At 60.4% G+C, this 15,071-nt stretch carries 14 protein-coding genes and 1 riboswitch; of the genes, 12 read left to right on the top strand and 2 right to left on the bottom strand.

Annotated features, from left to right (window positions below; all coding sequences use genetic code 11):
- From GSQ93_RS28840 to fliT, 3 genes are all read left to right on the top strand, one after another.
- On the top strand, positions 1–371 hold a 371-nt coding region (locus GSQ93_RS28840; protein ID WP_254074112.1), incomplete at its 5' end, for a flagellin.
- 138 nt (positions 372–509) lie between these two features.
- Complete coding sequence (fliD, locus tag GSQ93_RS28835; RefSeq protein WP_158939074.1) at positions 510–2,075, top strand: flagellar filament capping protein FliD; 1,566 nt, start codon at positions 510–512, stop codon at positions 2,073–2,075.
- A 30-nt stretch (positions 2,076–2,105) separates the two neighbouring features.
- The gene (fliT, locus tag GSQ93_RS28830) at positions 2,106–2,405 is read left to right on the top strand and encodes a flagellar protein FliT (RefSeq protein WP_158939073.1); all 300 of its coding nucleotides are present in this window, start codon (positions 2,106–2,108) and stop codon (positions 2,403–2,405) included.
- A gap of 146 nt (positions 2,406–2,551) precedes the next feature.
- Here the strand turns inward: fliT and GSQ93_RS28825 are convergent, their stop codons facing one another.
- Positions 2,552–3,562 carry a sodium:calcium antiporter gene (locus GSQ93_RS28825; RefSeq protein ID WP_158939072.1) on the bottom strand — a complete coding sequence of 337 codons (1,011 nt, stop codon included), beginning with the start codon at positions 3,560–3,562 and terminating at the stop codon, positions 2,552–2,554.
- A 139-nt stretch (positions 3,563–3,701) separates the two neighbouring features.
- A riboswitch (yybP-ykoY riboswitch) is annotated at positions 3,702–3,876 on the bottom strand.
- 289 nt (positions 3,877–4,165) lie between these two features.
- On the opposite strand from GSQ93_RS28825, the gene GSQ93_RS28820 reads away from it, so the two are divergent.
- Positions 4,166–5,752, top strand: coding sequence for an ABC transporter substrate-binding protein (locus GSQ93_RS28820; protein ID WP_158939071.1), 1,587 nt, complete (start codon positions 4,166–4,168; stop codon positions 5,750–5,752).
- A gap of 62 nt (positions 5,753–5,814) precedes the next feature.
- Here the strand turns inward: GSQ93_RS28820 and GSQ93_RS28815 are convergent, their stop codons facing one another.
- Entirely contained in the window at positions 5,815–6,894 is a 1,080-nt protein-coding gene (locus GSQ93_RS28815) for an MBL fold metallo-hydrolase (protein ID WP_158939070.1), read from the bottom strand.
- A 111-nt stretch (positions 6,895–7,005) separates the two neighbouring features.
- On the opposite strand from GSQ93_RS28815, the gene GSQ93_RS28810 reads away from it, so the two are divergent.
- The 8 genes from GSQ93_RS28810 to GSQ93_RS28775 all read left to right on the top strand — a co-directional run bounded on the left by GSQ93_RS28810 (position 7,006) and on the right by GSQ93_RS28775 (position 14,828).
- Positions 7,006–7,458 carry a MerR family DNA-binding transcriptional regulator gene (locus GSQ93_RS28810; protein WP_158939069.1) on the top strand — a complete coding sequence of 151 codons (453 nt, stop codon included), beginning with the start codon at positions 7,006–7,008 and terminating at the stop codon, positions 7,456–7,458.
- Positions 7,459–7,624: 166 nt separating this feature from the next.
- The gene (gene aceK / locus GSQ93_RS28805; RefSeq protein WP_158939068.1) at positions 7,625–9,424 is read left to right on the top strand and encodes a bifunctional isocitrate dehydrogenase kinase/phosphatase; all 1,800 of its coding nucleotides are present in this window, start codon (positions 7,625–7,627) and stop codon (positions 9,422–9,424) included.
- Positions 9,425–9,445: 21 nt separating this feature from the next.
- Positions 9,446–10,240: a carbonate dehydratase gene (gene can / locus GSQ93_RS28800; protein WP_158939067.1), complete on the top strand. Its 795-nt coding sequence runs from the start codon at positions 9,446–9,448 to the stop codon at positions 10,238–10,240.
- On the top strand, positions 10,233–11,426 hold the full coding sequence (locus GSQ93_RS28795; protein ID WP_158939066.1) for an acetyl-CoA C-acetyltransferase: 1,194 nt from the start codon (positions 10,233–10,235) through the stop codon (positions 11,424–11,426). Before can ends, GSQ93_RS28795 begins: the two co-directional genes overlap by 8 nt.
- A 29-nt stretch (positions 11,427–11,455) precedes the next feature.
- A complete protein-coding gene (locus GSQ93_RS28790; RefSeq protein WP_158939065.1) occupies positions 11,456–12,133 on the top strand; it encodes an SDR family oxidoreductase in 678 nt (225 codons plus the stop codon).
- A 60-nt stretch (positions 12,134–12,193) separates the two neighbouring features.
- Entirely contained in the window at positions 12,194–12,805 is a 612-nt protein-coding gene (locus tag GSQ93_RS28785) for a glutathione S-transferase family protein (protein WP_158939064.1), read from the top strand.
- Positions 12,802–13,224: a YchJ family protein gene (locus tag GSQ93_RS28780; protein WP_158939063.1), complete on the top strand. Its 423-nt coding sequence runs from the start codon at positions 12,802–12,804 to the stop codon at positions 13,222–13,224. The genes GSQ93_RS28785 and GSQ93_RS28780 overlap by 4 nt, the downstream gene beginning before the upstream one ends.
- 362 nt (positions 13,225–13,586) lie before the next feature.
- Positions 13,587–14,828, top strand: coding sequence for a dienelactone hydrolase family protein (locus tag GSQ93_RS28775; protein WP_158939062.1), 1,242 nt, complete (start codon positions 13,587–13,589; stop codon positions 14,826–14,828).
- Positions 14,829–15,071 lie beyond the last annotated feature (243 nt).

The following is a 15,071-nucleotide window of genomic DNA, read 5'->3' as shown; positions in this document are numbered from 1 at the left end:
CAGGTACGGGTACCGCCGGTGGCGTGCTGTCGACGGTTGCCAGCAACAATGCACCCCCGGCAATTTCGGCAGTCAACGTCAGCACGACGGCCGGCGCGAACGCTGCAATGGAATCGATCGACAACGCACTCGCAACGGTCAACAACATCCAGGCAACCCTGGGCGCTGCTCAAAACCGTTTCACGTCGATCTCTTCGGCACAGCAATCGCAGTCGACCGACTTGTCGGGCGCCCAGTCGCAAATCACGGACGCCGACTTCGCTGCAGAAACGGCTAACCTGAGCAAGGCGCAAGTGCTGCAACAAGCAGGTATCTCGGTGCTGGCGCAAGCCAACTCGAACCCGCAGCAAGTTTTGAAGCTGCTCCAGTAATAGCTTTTGCGGTAGCGGCCGGCGCATTGCACCACGCGCCGGCCGACTGTGTTGCCCGGGGAGGCTTGCCTCCCCTACACGTTTTACAAACGTTTATCATTCAGGCTCGAAAGCAAAACCGACGTACGGAGCATTTCAATGTCGACGATTCCCAGCGCCTCCAGCACGGCCGCGGCCACAGCAGCTGCCACCCTAGCCGCCACGCAAGCAGCCGAGGCGTCCGCCGCACAATCCATCATCAGCGGTTCTACGGGCAATTCGTCGCTGGATGTCTCATCGCTCGTCACGAGCCTCGTCAACGCGAAGGTGGCAGGTCAGACCGCCACGCTTTCCGCGCAACAGACGAACGACAACACCCAACTTTCGGCGATCGGCGCGTTGCAAGCGGCACTGTCCGCCTTGCAGGCTGGTATCGCCTCACTATCAAACGGCACCGCTCTCGGCCAGTTCACCGCGACCGCGGACGGTACTGGACTGACGGCAAGCACTGACAGCACCGCGTCAGCGGGTACGTATTCTGTCGCGGTCACGCAAATTGCCGCCGCCCAGACGCTATCGTCGGCGGCATTCGGCGCGACGACAGCGCTCGGCACCGGCACGATGAGCATCTCCGTCGGCGGCAAGTCGATGAGTCTCGACATCACGTCGTCGAACAACACCATCAGCGGCATTGCCAGCGCGATCAACTCGTCGGCAACCAATCCCGGCGTCACGGCCACGGTCGTGACCGGCACGGACGGCGCGCATCTGGTCCTGCGCTCCTCGGCCACGGGTGCATCGAACACGATCAATGTTTCAGTGAGCAACGTCGCGAGCGATGCTGGCCTGTCCAGCCTCGGCGTTACGTCCACTGCCGGCACCAGCGGGGCTGCATCGACCTTCACGTCGGCGGTGAGCACGAGCGCGTGGACGCAAACCACGGCCGCGCAAGATGCCGAGTTCAAGATCGACGGGACAGCAGCGACAAGTTCCACCAACTCGGTGACCACGGCACTCCAGGGGGTCACGCTGAACCTCACCGCTGCCGCAATCGGCACGCCGGCCGGTACGCCGCAGACACTGACCGTGGCACAGAACACCGCGTCTGCCTCCACCGCGATCAACAGCTTTGTCACCCTCTATAACACCCTGGTCACCACTTACGGCCAGGTGGGCAACGACAACTCGCAGGCAGCGAGTACGCAAGGCGGCGTGTTGGCCTCCAACCCGATGCTTGCCACCATCCAGAACACGCTGGCGGAAATTGTCGGCAGCGGCGTGAAGAACGGCAATTCGACAATCTCCCTCGGAGCCATCGGGATCACGCTACAGGGGCAAGCCAGCGCGACGCAGCCAGCGGGCTCGCTGGTAATCGATCCCACGAAGCTCGCCGCTGCGCTTCAAAGCAACCCGTCGGGGGTGTCGGCGCTGTTCAATTCGACGACCGGCGTGGCCGCGCAGGTGACGACAAGCCTGAACTCGTTCCTGGGTACGGGCGGCTTGATTGCGAACAGCCAGAGTGCGGTGAACACCGACCTCAAGAGCATCACGACGCAGCAAACCGCCTTGACCGCCTACACGGCGCAGCTCACGAGCCAGTACCAGGCGCAGTTCACGGCGCTCAATACGCTGATGGCGACGATGAACAACAACTCGCAGTACCTGACGCAACTGTTCGGCGGCACGAATAGCGCAGGTGCACTCGCAACAGGAGCGAGCAGCTAAGCTGCTGAAGTCCGCTAAGGATAAATCGACATGGAACAGAACAGCTTGATCGACCGCCTGCTCGAGTTGACGCTCGCGATCCAGCACGCAGCGGCCATGGCGGACTGGCAGGAAGCGGCCCGCCTGACTGAAGAGCGGACCCCGCTTTTCATGGAGTTGACGCCGGAACAGGACGCAACGGCCATGGAGGTAATCAAGAGGATTCAGGCAATCGATGCCGCCATTGCCGCCGACGCGAATACCACGCAGTCGGAATTGCAGATCGAATACAGTTCGGCGATGAAGAAGGTCCAGGCTGCCAGCAAGTATCACCAGGCTGCCAAGTTCTGATCGTGAGAACGGGGCGAGGCCGGTACGCCGCCTTGTGCCGACTGTGACTGTGACTCTGAAAAGACAACAACAAAACCACGCGCGTAGCGCTTTGACTGCTTCAACACCCCGGCCACCTATGTGTGTCCGGGGTGTTTTATTATCGGCTAGCGCCCCAGCGTCAGCACCAGATACAGCGCATAAAGTCCGCCGTTCACCAGCAGCGCCCACAGCACGATCCCGCCCTTCTTCGCGTTGAGGCGCAGCCACGCGGCTGCCACGAGCGTGATGAAAACGCCGGTCATCACCTCCACGCGCGGCTCCCACGGCGTCAGCATGATGCCGATACCCGGCAGCAGCGTGCCCTGGAACACCATCGCGCCGGTGATGTTGCCGAACGCCAACGTATCCTTGCCGCGCCGCGCCCAGATGATGCTGTTGACCTTCTCGGGCAGTTCGGTCGCGATCGGAATAATGATCAGCGAGAGCAGCAGCGCCGATATCCCCAGCACTTGCGATACCCCTTCCACGCCGGCGATAAACCCCTTCGCACCGCCAACCAGCAACACCACGCCCAGAACCATCTGCAATACGATGGTCGCAAGCGAGGTAGGCAACCCGAAGCGCGAGACCAGCAACCGCTCAGGCGCTTCCGTACCGTGGCCCTTTTCGACCAGGCTGGCGGACGCACGGAACGTCGTCACCACATACGTGACATACACGCCGACCAGTCCTGCGGCGAACAACGCGCGCACTTCCCATGCGTGATGCGGGACGAACATGGCGCCCGCCGCGATCAGGAATGCACACAGGAAGAAGTTGAGATCGCGGGTGAAACCGCTATGTTCGGGGGCGACGACGCCTTTGAGGCCACGCGTCTTGAGCACGGCGACGGCCATCAGGCACGTCGATAAGGTCGCCAGCATCAATGGCGCACCGAGGATCGCGCCTACGCCGATTTCCTCATTCACCGCGCGGCTGGCTGTGCCGCCCATCAACGCAATGATCGGCACGGTGGTTTCCGGCAGCGCCGTGCCAATAGCCGCGAATAGCGAACCCGTGACCCCTTCGGAGATGCCGAGCTTTTCGCCGAGATGTTCGAGCGCGTTGGTGAAGAGTTCCGATGCCGCCAGGATCACCACGAGCATCAGCGCGAGTTGCAGGAAAAGCAGCGTCATGCGGCACCTCGCGATGAAGCCGGCGAGCAGGGGAAGCCACGGAAATGGTGGAACAGCGGTAGAGAAACCGACGAACGCAGAGTGTGGCCTGGGGCAGGCCTGGGGTGTTTTTGTTTTGGAGACACGATGATTTCACGGTCGGACGTCAGCGAACCAGGGTGCAATCCCGCGCCGTCCGACCGTGAACGACAAGATGCACCCATGGTCTCGCCAAACCTGACCGGTCGAACGCGCCACGGCTAACAAGCCGAGTATGTTGACGCGTCCTCCTCCCATTGCGGAAGGAAGGCTACTCCCCAAAGACGGCCACGAGTTTAGCGTGGGTCTGCGGATTAGGCAACCGCGCACGGAGATGGTCAAGAAACTGTCACCAACCCTATATTGATATCCCGAATCGGTCGTTGTGGCGGAAATAACGGTTCAGTAAGCTACGGCCTGAGCGACGGCCACTGAGGCCAATTCGTTGCAGTTTCGGTGCCATTTTGTTGTCGTTTCGTTGCGCTGACGCATCCGACGAAGCGCACCGTACAATAAGCTGCAACCGCCAAACAAGAAACGTCTGACTGACTAACACTTGCGACCACGTTCGTAACGGGAGATCCCATGCGCTTCAGAATGCTCGCAGCCGCTGTACTGGCCATCGCGCCGGTGCTCGCGATCGCGAAACCGCTCACTGTGTGCACCGAGTCGAGCCCCGATGGCTTCGACGTCGTGCAATTCAATTCGCTGGTGACGACCAACGCATCGGCGGATGTGATCTTCAACACGCTCGTCTCCTACGATGAAGTCGCGAAAAAGGTCACGCCCGCGCTAGCCGAAAAATGGGACGTGAGCCCCGACGGCCTGACCTACACGTTTCATCTGCGGCCGAATGTGGCGTTCCAGACCACGGACTACTTCACGCCGTCGAGAAAACTAAATGCCGACGACGTCGTGTTCTCCTTCGACCGCATGCTCTCGGAGAGCAACCCGTGGCACAAGGTGGCCGGCGCAAGCGGCTTTCCGCACGCGCAGTCCATGGGTCTCGTCAAGCTGATCAAGTCCGTCTCCAAGGTCGATGACAACACCGTCAAGTTCGAGCTCAACACGCCGAACGCGACCTTCGTGCCTATCCTGACCATGGGCTTTGCATCGATCTATTCGGCCGAATACGCCGACAAGTTGCTCAAGGCCGGCCACGAAACCGACCTGAACGCGAAGCCGATCGGCACCGGTCCGTTCGTGCTGAAGAGCTATACGAAAGACGCCGTGATCCGTTACGACGTCAACCCCACGTACTGGGGACCCAAGCCTAAAGTGGACCGGCTGATCTACGCCATCACGCCCGATGCCTCGGTGCGCGCGCAGAAGATCAAGGCGGGTGAATGCCAGATCGCGTTGTCGCCGAAACCGCAGGACGTGGTCGACGCGAAGAAGGACAGCTCGTTGAAAGTGGTCGAGACGCCGGCGTTCATGACGGCGTTCGTCGCGTTGAATACGCAGAAAAAGCCGCTCGATAACCCCAAGGTGCGCCAGGCGTTGAACATCGCCTTCGATCGTACGACGTACCTGAAGACGGTCTTCGAAAACACCGCGACGGCTGCCGTGAATCCGTACCCGCCGAACACGTGGAGCTATGACAAGCAGATCACGGCGTATCCGTATTCGGTTGATCGCGCGAAGAAACTGCTCGCCGATGCAGGCTTCCCCAATGGCTTCGATACAACCATCTGGGTGCGTCCGAATGGCAGCGTGCTGAACCCGAATCCTAAAGTTGGCGCGGAGTTGCTGCAGGCGGATCTGGCGAAGATCGGCGTGAAGGCGCAGGTGAAGGTGATCGAATGGGGTGAGCTGATCAAGGAAGCGAAGCAGGGTCAGCACGACATGCTGTTCATGGGCTGGGCCGGCGATAACGGCGATCCGGACAACTATCTGTCGCCGCTATTCAGTTGCGCCGCGGTGCGTTCGGGCATCAACTTCGCGCGCTTCTGTGATCCGACGCTGGACCGTATGATCGATGAAGGCAAGGAGACGGCGGACCTGGGCAAGCGGACCAAGTCTTATACCGAAGCCCAGCAGATTATTCACGATCAGGCGCTGTGGATTCCGCTTGGGTATCCGACGGCTTCCGCGATTACGCGCAGCAATGTCAGTGGATATCGTGTGAGTCCGTTCGGACGGCAGAACTTCGCGAACGTCGAGGTTCAGTAGGCACTGCTGTAGCTCATCCCGTAGTTCACCGAAAAAGCCGGGCGTTCAAACGCCCGGCTTTTTTACTTCGGTGAGAAGCGGATCACGCCGTCTTCGTCATGGGTATGGCGTACGAGTTCGCCCTCCAGCCAGAGCAGATGCAAATGCGCCAGCGCTTCGCCGAGCGCGAACGTCATCTGGTGGACATCAAGCGGGCGCTTGAACATGAGCGGAACAATGTCAGCGGCGCTTTGCGGTTTGATCGCGCAGGCTTCCCGCACTTCTGCGAGGCGCGCCGCGTGGTGATCCCGAAGCTGCCCGATGCGCGTATGCATGCCGCGAAACGGCTTGCCATGCGAAGGGAGCACGAGGGTATCGGCGGGAAGGGACTCGTAGCGGTCCAGCGAACCCAGGAACAGCGCCAGCGGATTTCCCTCCGGTTCAATTGCAAACACTGAGACATTAGTCGAGATGCGCGGCAGCACCATATCGCCGGAAATCAGCACTTTCGTCTCTGCGCAGAAGAACGCGCAATGTTCAGGGGAATGACCAAACCCCGTCACCACTTCCCACTCACGGCCGCCAATCTTCAGCGTGTCGCCATCACGCAACCGGCGATAAACCGGCGGGATGGACGGCACGAGCTTCGGGTAATACGTATCGCGCTTGCGCAGCGCTTCAAGCGATGCCGGGTCCGTCATGCCATGGCGCGCGAAGTGCCGCGCCGCGCGCTCGCCGCCCGCGTCGGAACCATCGCCGGCGGACATCACGCGGCCCATCGCGTATTCGCCAAGCGACATCCAGAGCCTGACCGGGTCCCATCGTTTCTTATCGCCGCCATTGCAGATCCAGTCCGCCAAACCGAGGTGGTCCGGGTGGCAATGCGTGACGATCACGCGCAGCACCGGCAGGCCGTCGAGCAGCGTATCGAAGGTGTTTTCCCAGTTCGCACGGATGGTTTCGTCTGAAATACCGCAATCGATAACGGTCCAGCCCGCCACGCCGTCGATCTCGTCGCGCATGACCCACAGGTTGATGTGGTCGAGCGCAAACGGCAGCGGCATACGCACCCAGAACACGCCGTGCGTGACTTCCATCGTGTGGCCGCTCTCAGGAAGACGGTCTGCGAAAACGTAATCGAGTTGCTGTTCGAGCGGGTTCATGCGGGTCGGGTCTCCGGGTTGTCAGTTGTTGCATTGCCGCCAAGTTGACGCTAACGTTAACCTGCATTTTAACGTCGGCTTGAGAAAAGCGTTGGGAACCTTGTAATTTCAATGACAGACACGCGCTACACCATTACCGAGCTGGCACGCGAATTCGAGATCACGCCGCGCGCGATCCGGTTCTACGAGAACCAGGGCTTGCTCACGCCGGCGCGCGTAGGCACGAACGGCATGCGTCGCGTATATTCGGCGCGCGACCGCACGCGGCTCAAGCTGACGCTGCGCGGCAAACGGCTTGGATTCACGTTGCTGGAGGTGAGCAGGCTGCTCGATCTCTACGATTCGCCGACCGGGACGGTCGCCCAGTTACACGCGTTTCTCGACACCATCGCGGCGCATCGCGCGGTGCTGGAGCGGCAACTGGACGACCTGAACGCAACGCTCGCCGAGCTTGCGGTATACGAAGCGCAAGGGCGTGCATTGCTTTCAGCGAACGCTGAAAAACCTGCACGCAGGGCGGCTGGAGCACTCGCCGCTCAGGAGAAAAGCGCGAAGGTGTCTTGAGCTCACGACGAGCAAGAACGGCCGCCGTCCAGGAACCAAAAATGTCCGGCGATACAATATCGGCCGGATTCGAAGCCGGATTTGACACTTATAAATTGCGTAAAGACGTGATCACGAAGCGCGCTTAGCGCGCGTTGAACGACACCACCCGAAGTGCATACCCGATATGAATCACTTTCCCAAGTTGCTGTCGTCGCAGATTGGCTTCGATGTCGCGGAAACGCTGCTCGAAGGCTTCGACCGTCACTATCGCGTGTTTCGCGATGCCGCCATCGCGGCGAAGGGGCTATTCGAGGCCGGCGACTGGCACGCGCTGCAGCGGCTCGCGCGCGAACGCATTACGTCGTACGACGACCGGGTGGAAGAGTGCGTGATAAGTCTGGAAGACGAGTACGACGCCCAACGTATAGACGATGAAATCTGGCAGCAGATCAAGCTGCATTACATCGGCTTGCTGACGTCGCACCGGCAGCCCGAGTGCGCGGAGACGTTTTTCAACTCGGTGTGCTGCAAGATCCTGCATCGTTCGTACTTCAGCAACGACTTCATTTTCGTGCGGCCGGCTATTTCGACGGAGTACATCGAGAACGACGAACCTGCGGCCAAGCCGACGTATCGCGCGTATTACCCGAGTAAAGACGGGCTCAGCGCGACGTTTGAACGGATCGTGACGAACTTCCAGCTCGAGCCGCCGTTCGAAGATCTGCAGCGCGACGTCCAGTGCCTGATGCGAGCCATTACCGAAGCGTTCGGCGAGTTCAAGGCAGCGCCTAATTTCCAGATTCACGTGTTGTCGTCGCTATTCTTTCGCAACAAGGCGGCGTATATAGTGGGCCGGATCATCAACGGCGATCTGGTGATACCGTTCGTCGTGCCCGTGCGTCACGCGTCTCCGGGCCTGCTCGCGCTCGATACAGTCCTGCTGCAGCGCGAACAAGTGCTGATCATCTTCAGCTTCTCGCACTCGTACTTCCTCGTCGATATGGAAGTGCCGTCCGCGTACGTGCAATTCCTGCGCTCGATCATGCCGGGCAAACCGAAAGCGGAAATCTATACATCGGTGGGCTTGCAGAAGCAGGGCAAGAACCTGTTTTATCGCGACTTGCTGCATCACCTGTCGCATTCCAGCGATAAATTCGTCATCGCGCCGGGCATCAAGGGACTTGTGATGCTGGTGTTCACGCTGCCGTCGTTTCCGTATGTGTTCAAGCTGATCAAGGACACCTTTCCGCCGCCGAAGGAAACCACGCGCAAGAAAATCCAGGACAAGTATCAGCTCGTCAAACGGCACGACCGGCTCGGACGCATGGCCGACACGCTGGAATATTCCAGCGTCGCGTTACCGCTGTCGCGCCTCGACGACGCCCTGCTGAAAGAGCTCACGAAAGAAGTCCCTTCGATGATCGAATACGAAGGCGATAACCTCGTGATCCGGCATCTCTACATCGAGCGCCGCATGACGCCGTTGAACCTGTATTTGCAGAACGGCACGCTGTTGGAAATCGAGCATGGCATCAAGGAATACGGCGATGCGATCAAGGAACTGATCCAGGCGAACATCTTCCCCGGCGACATGCTCTACAAGAATTTCGGCGTCACGCGTCACGGCCGCGTCGTGTTCTATGACTACGACGAGATCGAGTACCTGACCGACTGCAACGTGCGCCGAGTGCCGCAAGCGCGCAATGAGGAAGACGAGATGTCGGGCGAGCCGTGGTACACGGTCGGGCCGCATGACATCTTCCCCGAAACCTATGACACGTTCCTGCTCGGCGACCCGCGCGTGCGCAACGTGTTCATGAAACATCACCCCGATTTCTTCGACCCCGCTCTCTGGCAAAGGCACAAGGAACAGATCCTTAACGGCGAGCTCGCCGAATTCTTCCCGTACGAACGCGGCATCCGTTTTTGCGTTCGTTATCCTGAGCGTTTTCTGGACGGTGCTCCCGCAGCACGCGCCGCATGAAACCTATCCGCACTGAACACCATGTCCAATATCGACAACATCGACGCACCTGAAAGCCAAGACAACAACCCGCTCTCGCACCTATTCGATAACAACCTGAAGTGGGTCGATCGCAAGCTCTCGGAAGATGGCGAGTATTTCTCCCGACTCGCGCATCAGCAAGCGCCCGAATATTTGTGGATCGGCTGCTCGGATTCACGCGTGCCGGCGAACCAGATCATCGGCTTGCCGCCGGGCGAGGTGTTCGTGCACAGGAATATTGCAAACGTGGTCGTTCACTCGGACCTCAACTGCTTGTCCGTGATCCAGTTCGCGGTCGACCTGCTGAAGGTCAAGCACATCATGGTGGTCGGGCACTACGGCTGTTCAGGCGTGGGTGCAGCGCTCGTGGGCCGGCGCGTCGGTCTGGCCGATAACTGGCTGCGTCACGTGGAAGACGTCCGCGATAAACACGCCGGGCTGCTCGAAGAATGGCCGATGGGCGAGGCGCGCAATCGTCGGCTGGTGGAACTGAACACGATTGAACAGACCGTGAACGTGTGCCATACGACCATCCTGCGCGACGCGTGGGCGCGTGGTCAGGAGATCACGGTGCACGGCTGGACCTACGGCGTGCACGACGGCCGTGTGCGCAACATGGGCATGATGATCAACGGGTCGGAAGAAGTCGAGCCGACCTATCAGCAATGCATCGCGGCGCTGGCGCGCGGTGGCGCGCATTCATCGGAGAACGATGTGCTCGCCTCCGATGCCGCCCGTCTCGGCGATGTCCCGGCAATCGTGAAAGGTGTGATCAAGGAGCTGAAACATGACTGATTTTGCAGATGATCCGGTGGTGATCGTATCGGCTGTTCGTACGCCGATGGCTGCTTTCCAAGGCGACTTCGCCACGGTGACCGCGCCGCAACTCGGCTCGGTCGCAATCCGCGCCGCGGTTGAGCGCGCCGGGCTGAAGCCTGAGCAGATCGAAGAAGCTGTGATGGGTTGCGTACTGCCCGCCGGACTCGGCCAGGCGCCTGCGCGGCAAGCCGCGCTCGGCGCGGGCCTGCCACTGTCCGTCGGCAGCACCACGGTCAACAAGATGTGCGGCTCGGGCATGCGCGCCGCCATGTTCGCGCACGACATGCTGCTTGCCGGCTCGGCGGACGTGATTGTCGCGGGCGGGATGGAAAGCATGACCAATGCGCCGTATCTGCTGCCCAAGGCGCGTGGCGGCATGCGCATGGGCCACGGCCAGGTGCTCGATCACATGTTCCTCGACGGCCTTGAAGACGCGTACGAAAAGGGCCAGCTGATGGGCGCGTTCGCGGAGCAATGCGCCGGGTCGTATAAATTTTCGCGGGAAGCGCAGGACGCGTTTGCGGTGGAATCGCTGCGTCGAGCGAAGCGGGCCAACGAAGACGGTTCGTTCGATTGGGAAATCGCAGCGGTCACGGTCGCGGGACGCAAGGGCGATACTGTTATCGATCACGACGAGCAGCCGTTCAAGGCGAATATCGACAAGATCGCGACGCTCAAACCCGCGTTCGCCAAAGACGGCACGGTGACGGCTGCGAATGCATCGTCTATTTCCGATGGCGCCGCCGCGCTCGTGATGATGCGGGCATCGACAGCGAAACGGCTCGGCGTCACGCCGCTCGCGCGGGTCGTCGGACACAGCACGTTCGCGCAGGAACCGGCGTTGTTCACGACAGCGCCGGTAGGCGCGATCCGCAAGCTGCTCGATAAGAACGGCTGGCGCGCGAACGAAGTCGATCTATTCGAGATCAATGAAGCGTTTGCCGTCGTCGCGATGGCTGCCATGCGGGAACACGACTTGCCGCACGATAAGGTCAACGTCAATGGCGGTGCGTGTGCGCTGGGACATCCGATCGGCGCATCGGGCGCGCGGATTCTCGTCACGTTGATCGGCGCGTTGCGTCAGCGCGGCTTGAAACGCGGCGTGGCAAGCTTGTGCATCGGCGGCGGAGAAGCGACGGCGATGGGTATCGAACTGGTTTAGTGCATCTGAGCTTCGGGCAGGAGAACGATATGAAAACCGTATTGATCGTAGGTGCATCGCGTGGGCTCGGCCACGAATTCGCGCGAGCCTATTGCCGCGACGGCTGGCGCGTGCTCGCCACCGCTCGCAACGCAGAGTCGCTGGAAGCACTCAACGCCATGGGTGCAAAAACCTTCTCAGTCGACACAACCCAACCCGAGCAGATCGCCGCGCTCGGCGGGCAACTTGATGGCGAGAAGCTGGATGTCGCCATCATTGTGTCGGGCGTGTATGGACCGCGAACGGAACACGCGGAGACCATCACGTCCGAAGATTTCGATCAGGTCATGCACACCAACGTTCGTGGCCCGATGCAACTGCTCCCCATGCTCCGGCCGCATACCGACGCCGCGCATGGCGTGCTCGCGGTGCTGTCGAGCAAGATGGGCGGAATCACGGAAATGAACGCGACAGCGGGCTGGCTGTATCGCGCGAGCAAGGCCGCGGTGAATGCGGCGTTGAAGGCGACGTCGCTGGAAGCGCGGGGCTCGACGTGTATCGCGTTGCATCCGGGCTGGGTGCGCACCGAAATGGGCGGGTCGTCGGCGGCGATCGAACCGGCGCACAGCATTTCCGGAATGCGCGCGGTAATTGCAGCGGCCGCTGCTAACCCGAAAAAATTCAACGGCTCGTTCGTGCAGTACGACGGCACGCCGCTCGCGTGGTGAGCGCGGTACGTTAGTACGGTTCCCGATGTGAGCGTTTCGATCAAACGAAGAGGACACGAAGTGGCGTATCAAGTACACGGTGTGGCGTCATCGGGGAATTGCTACAAGGTCCGGCTTGCGCTCGAACAACTGAGCCGGCCGTATGTCTGGCACGAAGTAGACATGATGAACGGCGCCACGCGCACCGACGCGTTTCGTCAGTTGAATCCAAACGGCAAGGTTCCAGTGCTGCAGATCGATGAGCACACCTGCCTGTTCGAATCGGACGCGATTCTGTTTTACCTCGCCGATGGCACGTCGCTACTGCCGACGGACCGTCTTTCGCGGGCACGCGTGCTGCAATGGATGTTCTTCGAGCAATACAGTCACGAGCCCAACGTCGCGGTTGCGCGCTTCATTCTTCAGTTCGTCAAACACCCTGACGATCCTCGCCTGCCCGAGAAAACCGCCGGCTCGTATCGCGCGCTCGACGTGATGGAGACGCATCTCGCGACGCGAACGTATTTCGTTGATGAGCAATACACCATCGCGGACATTGCGCTGTATGCGTACACCCATGTCGCCGATGAAGCCAACCTCGATCTCGGCCGGTACCCGGCCATTCGCGCATGGCTTGCACGCGTGAAGGCGCAGCCGCGGCACATCGAGATGCCGGGCGTCGACGACGTATGACAGAAGTCGAAGATTGCCCGTGCGGCGGCGCGTCGCCGGGCTCGACCACTGCCAAACGGCCGCCTCGCTACGTGGAATGTTGCGGACGCTTCATAGAAGGCGACGCGCATGCGGGCAACGCAATGGAACTGATGCGTTCGCGCTACACCGCCTACGTGCTTGGCAACACGGCGTATTTGCGCGCAACCTGGGCCGAGACCACCTGCCCCCGTGATCTGGAAACCTCAGCGGACCCCGCCACCCGCTGGCTCGGCCTGCAGATAAAGCGCCACACGCCCGTTGACGCCGATCACGCCGAGGTCGAATTTGTCGCGCGCTACAAACTTGGCGGACGGGCATTCCGGCTCCATGAGACAAGCCGGTTCGAACGCGATGCTGCCGGGCTGTGGCGTTATGTTGACGGTGATCTCCGCGATTAAACCGTTGTAGCCGCGAATCTTGCTGCGTCGCGGCAATAATTTCCTTAACGTCTGCTTTCGTCGAAAAATTAGTGTGCCGCGCGGGTACTTTCTAATTGCGCCTATTCATTTTGTCCGGGTACTCTAGCTTTTCGCCAGTCGCTGGCGAATGATATTAAGTTGCTGTTTCATAAGCTAAATATCTGCCGGCGCGACGGTGTTGCGTATTGAAGCCCATTGTCATGTCTATTCGGGACATGGCTTGACGATCCGACCAGTGATACTGATTGACAGTACGAACGTCCGGATCGATGGATTGTGACAATAAGCTGGCTCGTGCTTCGAGAAATCAGCCGGGTCGAGAAGCGGGTGGAGTTTCGGGGATGGCATTTAGGCAAGTGTTGTCAGGTTGCGTCATCGTGTGCGCGCTCGCGGCGGTGTCCGCCTCGGCGCTTGCAGAGCCGTTCCCGGGAGCGCAGCAGTACGCGAATCTCGAGGCACCCGCCTTCGGCACGGTGCCACAGTCGTTCGCCCCCTCGCTTCCCGTTGTTGAAGCAAATCTCAACGAGTCCGTCATCGAAGTGCCTTCGGGCGATATCTCGCTTGAAACCACCATCTTCAAACCGGATGGCCCGGGTCCGTTCCCGATGGTCGTCTTCAATCACGGCAAGCTCCCTGGCAATGCACATGACCAGACGCGCGCGCGTCCGATCGCGTTTGCGCGCGAATTCGTGCGCCACGGGTATGTGGTTGTCGTGCCGAATCGCCGAGGATTTGCGGAATCGGGCGGGGAATATACCGGCAACGGTTGCGACGTCGAAGCCAACGGTTTCACGCAGGCGCGCGACGTGGCGGCCACGGTGGCTTACATGGACAAACAAGCGTTTGTCGACGGCCGCCATGTGGTGGTGGCGGGCGCTTCGCACGGTGGGCTGGTGACCATGGCGTATGGCGCGCGCGAAGCGAATGAGGCGAAGGGCGTGCGCGGACTGATCAATTTCTCCGGTGGCCTGCGTCAGGACGAGTGTCCCGGCTGGCAGAAAAACCTGACGAGCGCGTTTGGTGAATACGGTGAGCACGTGAAGTTGCCATCGTTGTGGATGTACGGGACCAACGACTCGGTGTGGCAGGGCAACTTGCCTGACGAAATGTTTGCGTCGTATAGCGCGCACGGTGCTAAGGCCGATATGGTGAATTTTGGCGCGTATAAGAACGATGCGCATCGGCTGGTTGGGGATCGTGATGGCGTGGCGATCTGGTGGCCGCGCGTGAAGACCTTCCTTGAGGAGGTTGGCATGCCGACGGATCGGCAGTATCAGGTTTCGGATCCGCAGGCGCCGTCGCCGACGGGTTATGCAACCGTGGAGGCCGTGACTGCCGTGCCGTTCGTCGATGAACGCGGCCGCGAGGGTTACCAAAACTTTCTGCATCAGTATTCGAGCCGCGCGTTCGCAGTGTCGGATTCGGGCGCGTGGTCGTGGGCGGAAGGGGGCGACGACCCAATGTCGGTGGCGTTGAACGGCTGCCAGAAGCAGAGCAGCGATCCATGCCGGTTGTATGCCGTTAATAACGCCGTGGTTTGGAATGATCGTAATGTTGGGCAAACGCAGACAGCCTCGCGATAGGGGCCTTTGTTCAGCCAAAGGCTGGTAGCTGGTGGGGGTTCTCTGCCGTTGTTTCTGCCGGTGGCTCGTGTTGGTGCCGAGTTGCTAGGGTCTGACGTTAGCGGTCTAAGTCAATGCCGGGTTGCTGCTTTCCGTGTTAGCGGTCTGTCTGACTTGGCTAATTTCTTTATCACTGTTAGCCACTGTGCGTGGCGGCACGTCATTTCTTTGCCCAAAGCGGCAAAGAAACGAAGCAAAGAAAAC

This window comes from Burkholderia sp. S171, assembly GCF_009766085.1.
GTDB lineage: Bacteria > Pseudomonadota > Gammaproteobacteria > Burkholderiales > Burkholderiaceae > Caballeronia.
The sequence above is the reverse complement of the archived record's forward strand: the minus strand, read 5'-3'. Positions and strand labels throughout refer to the sequence as shown.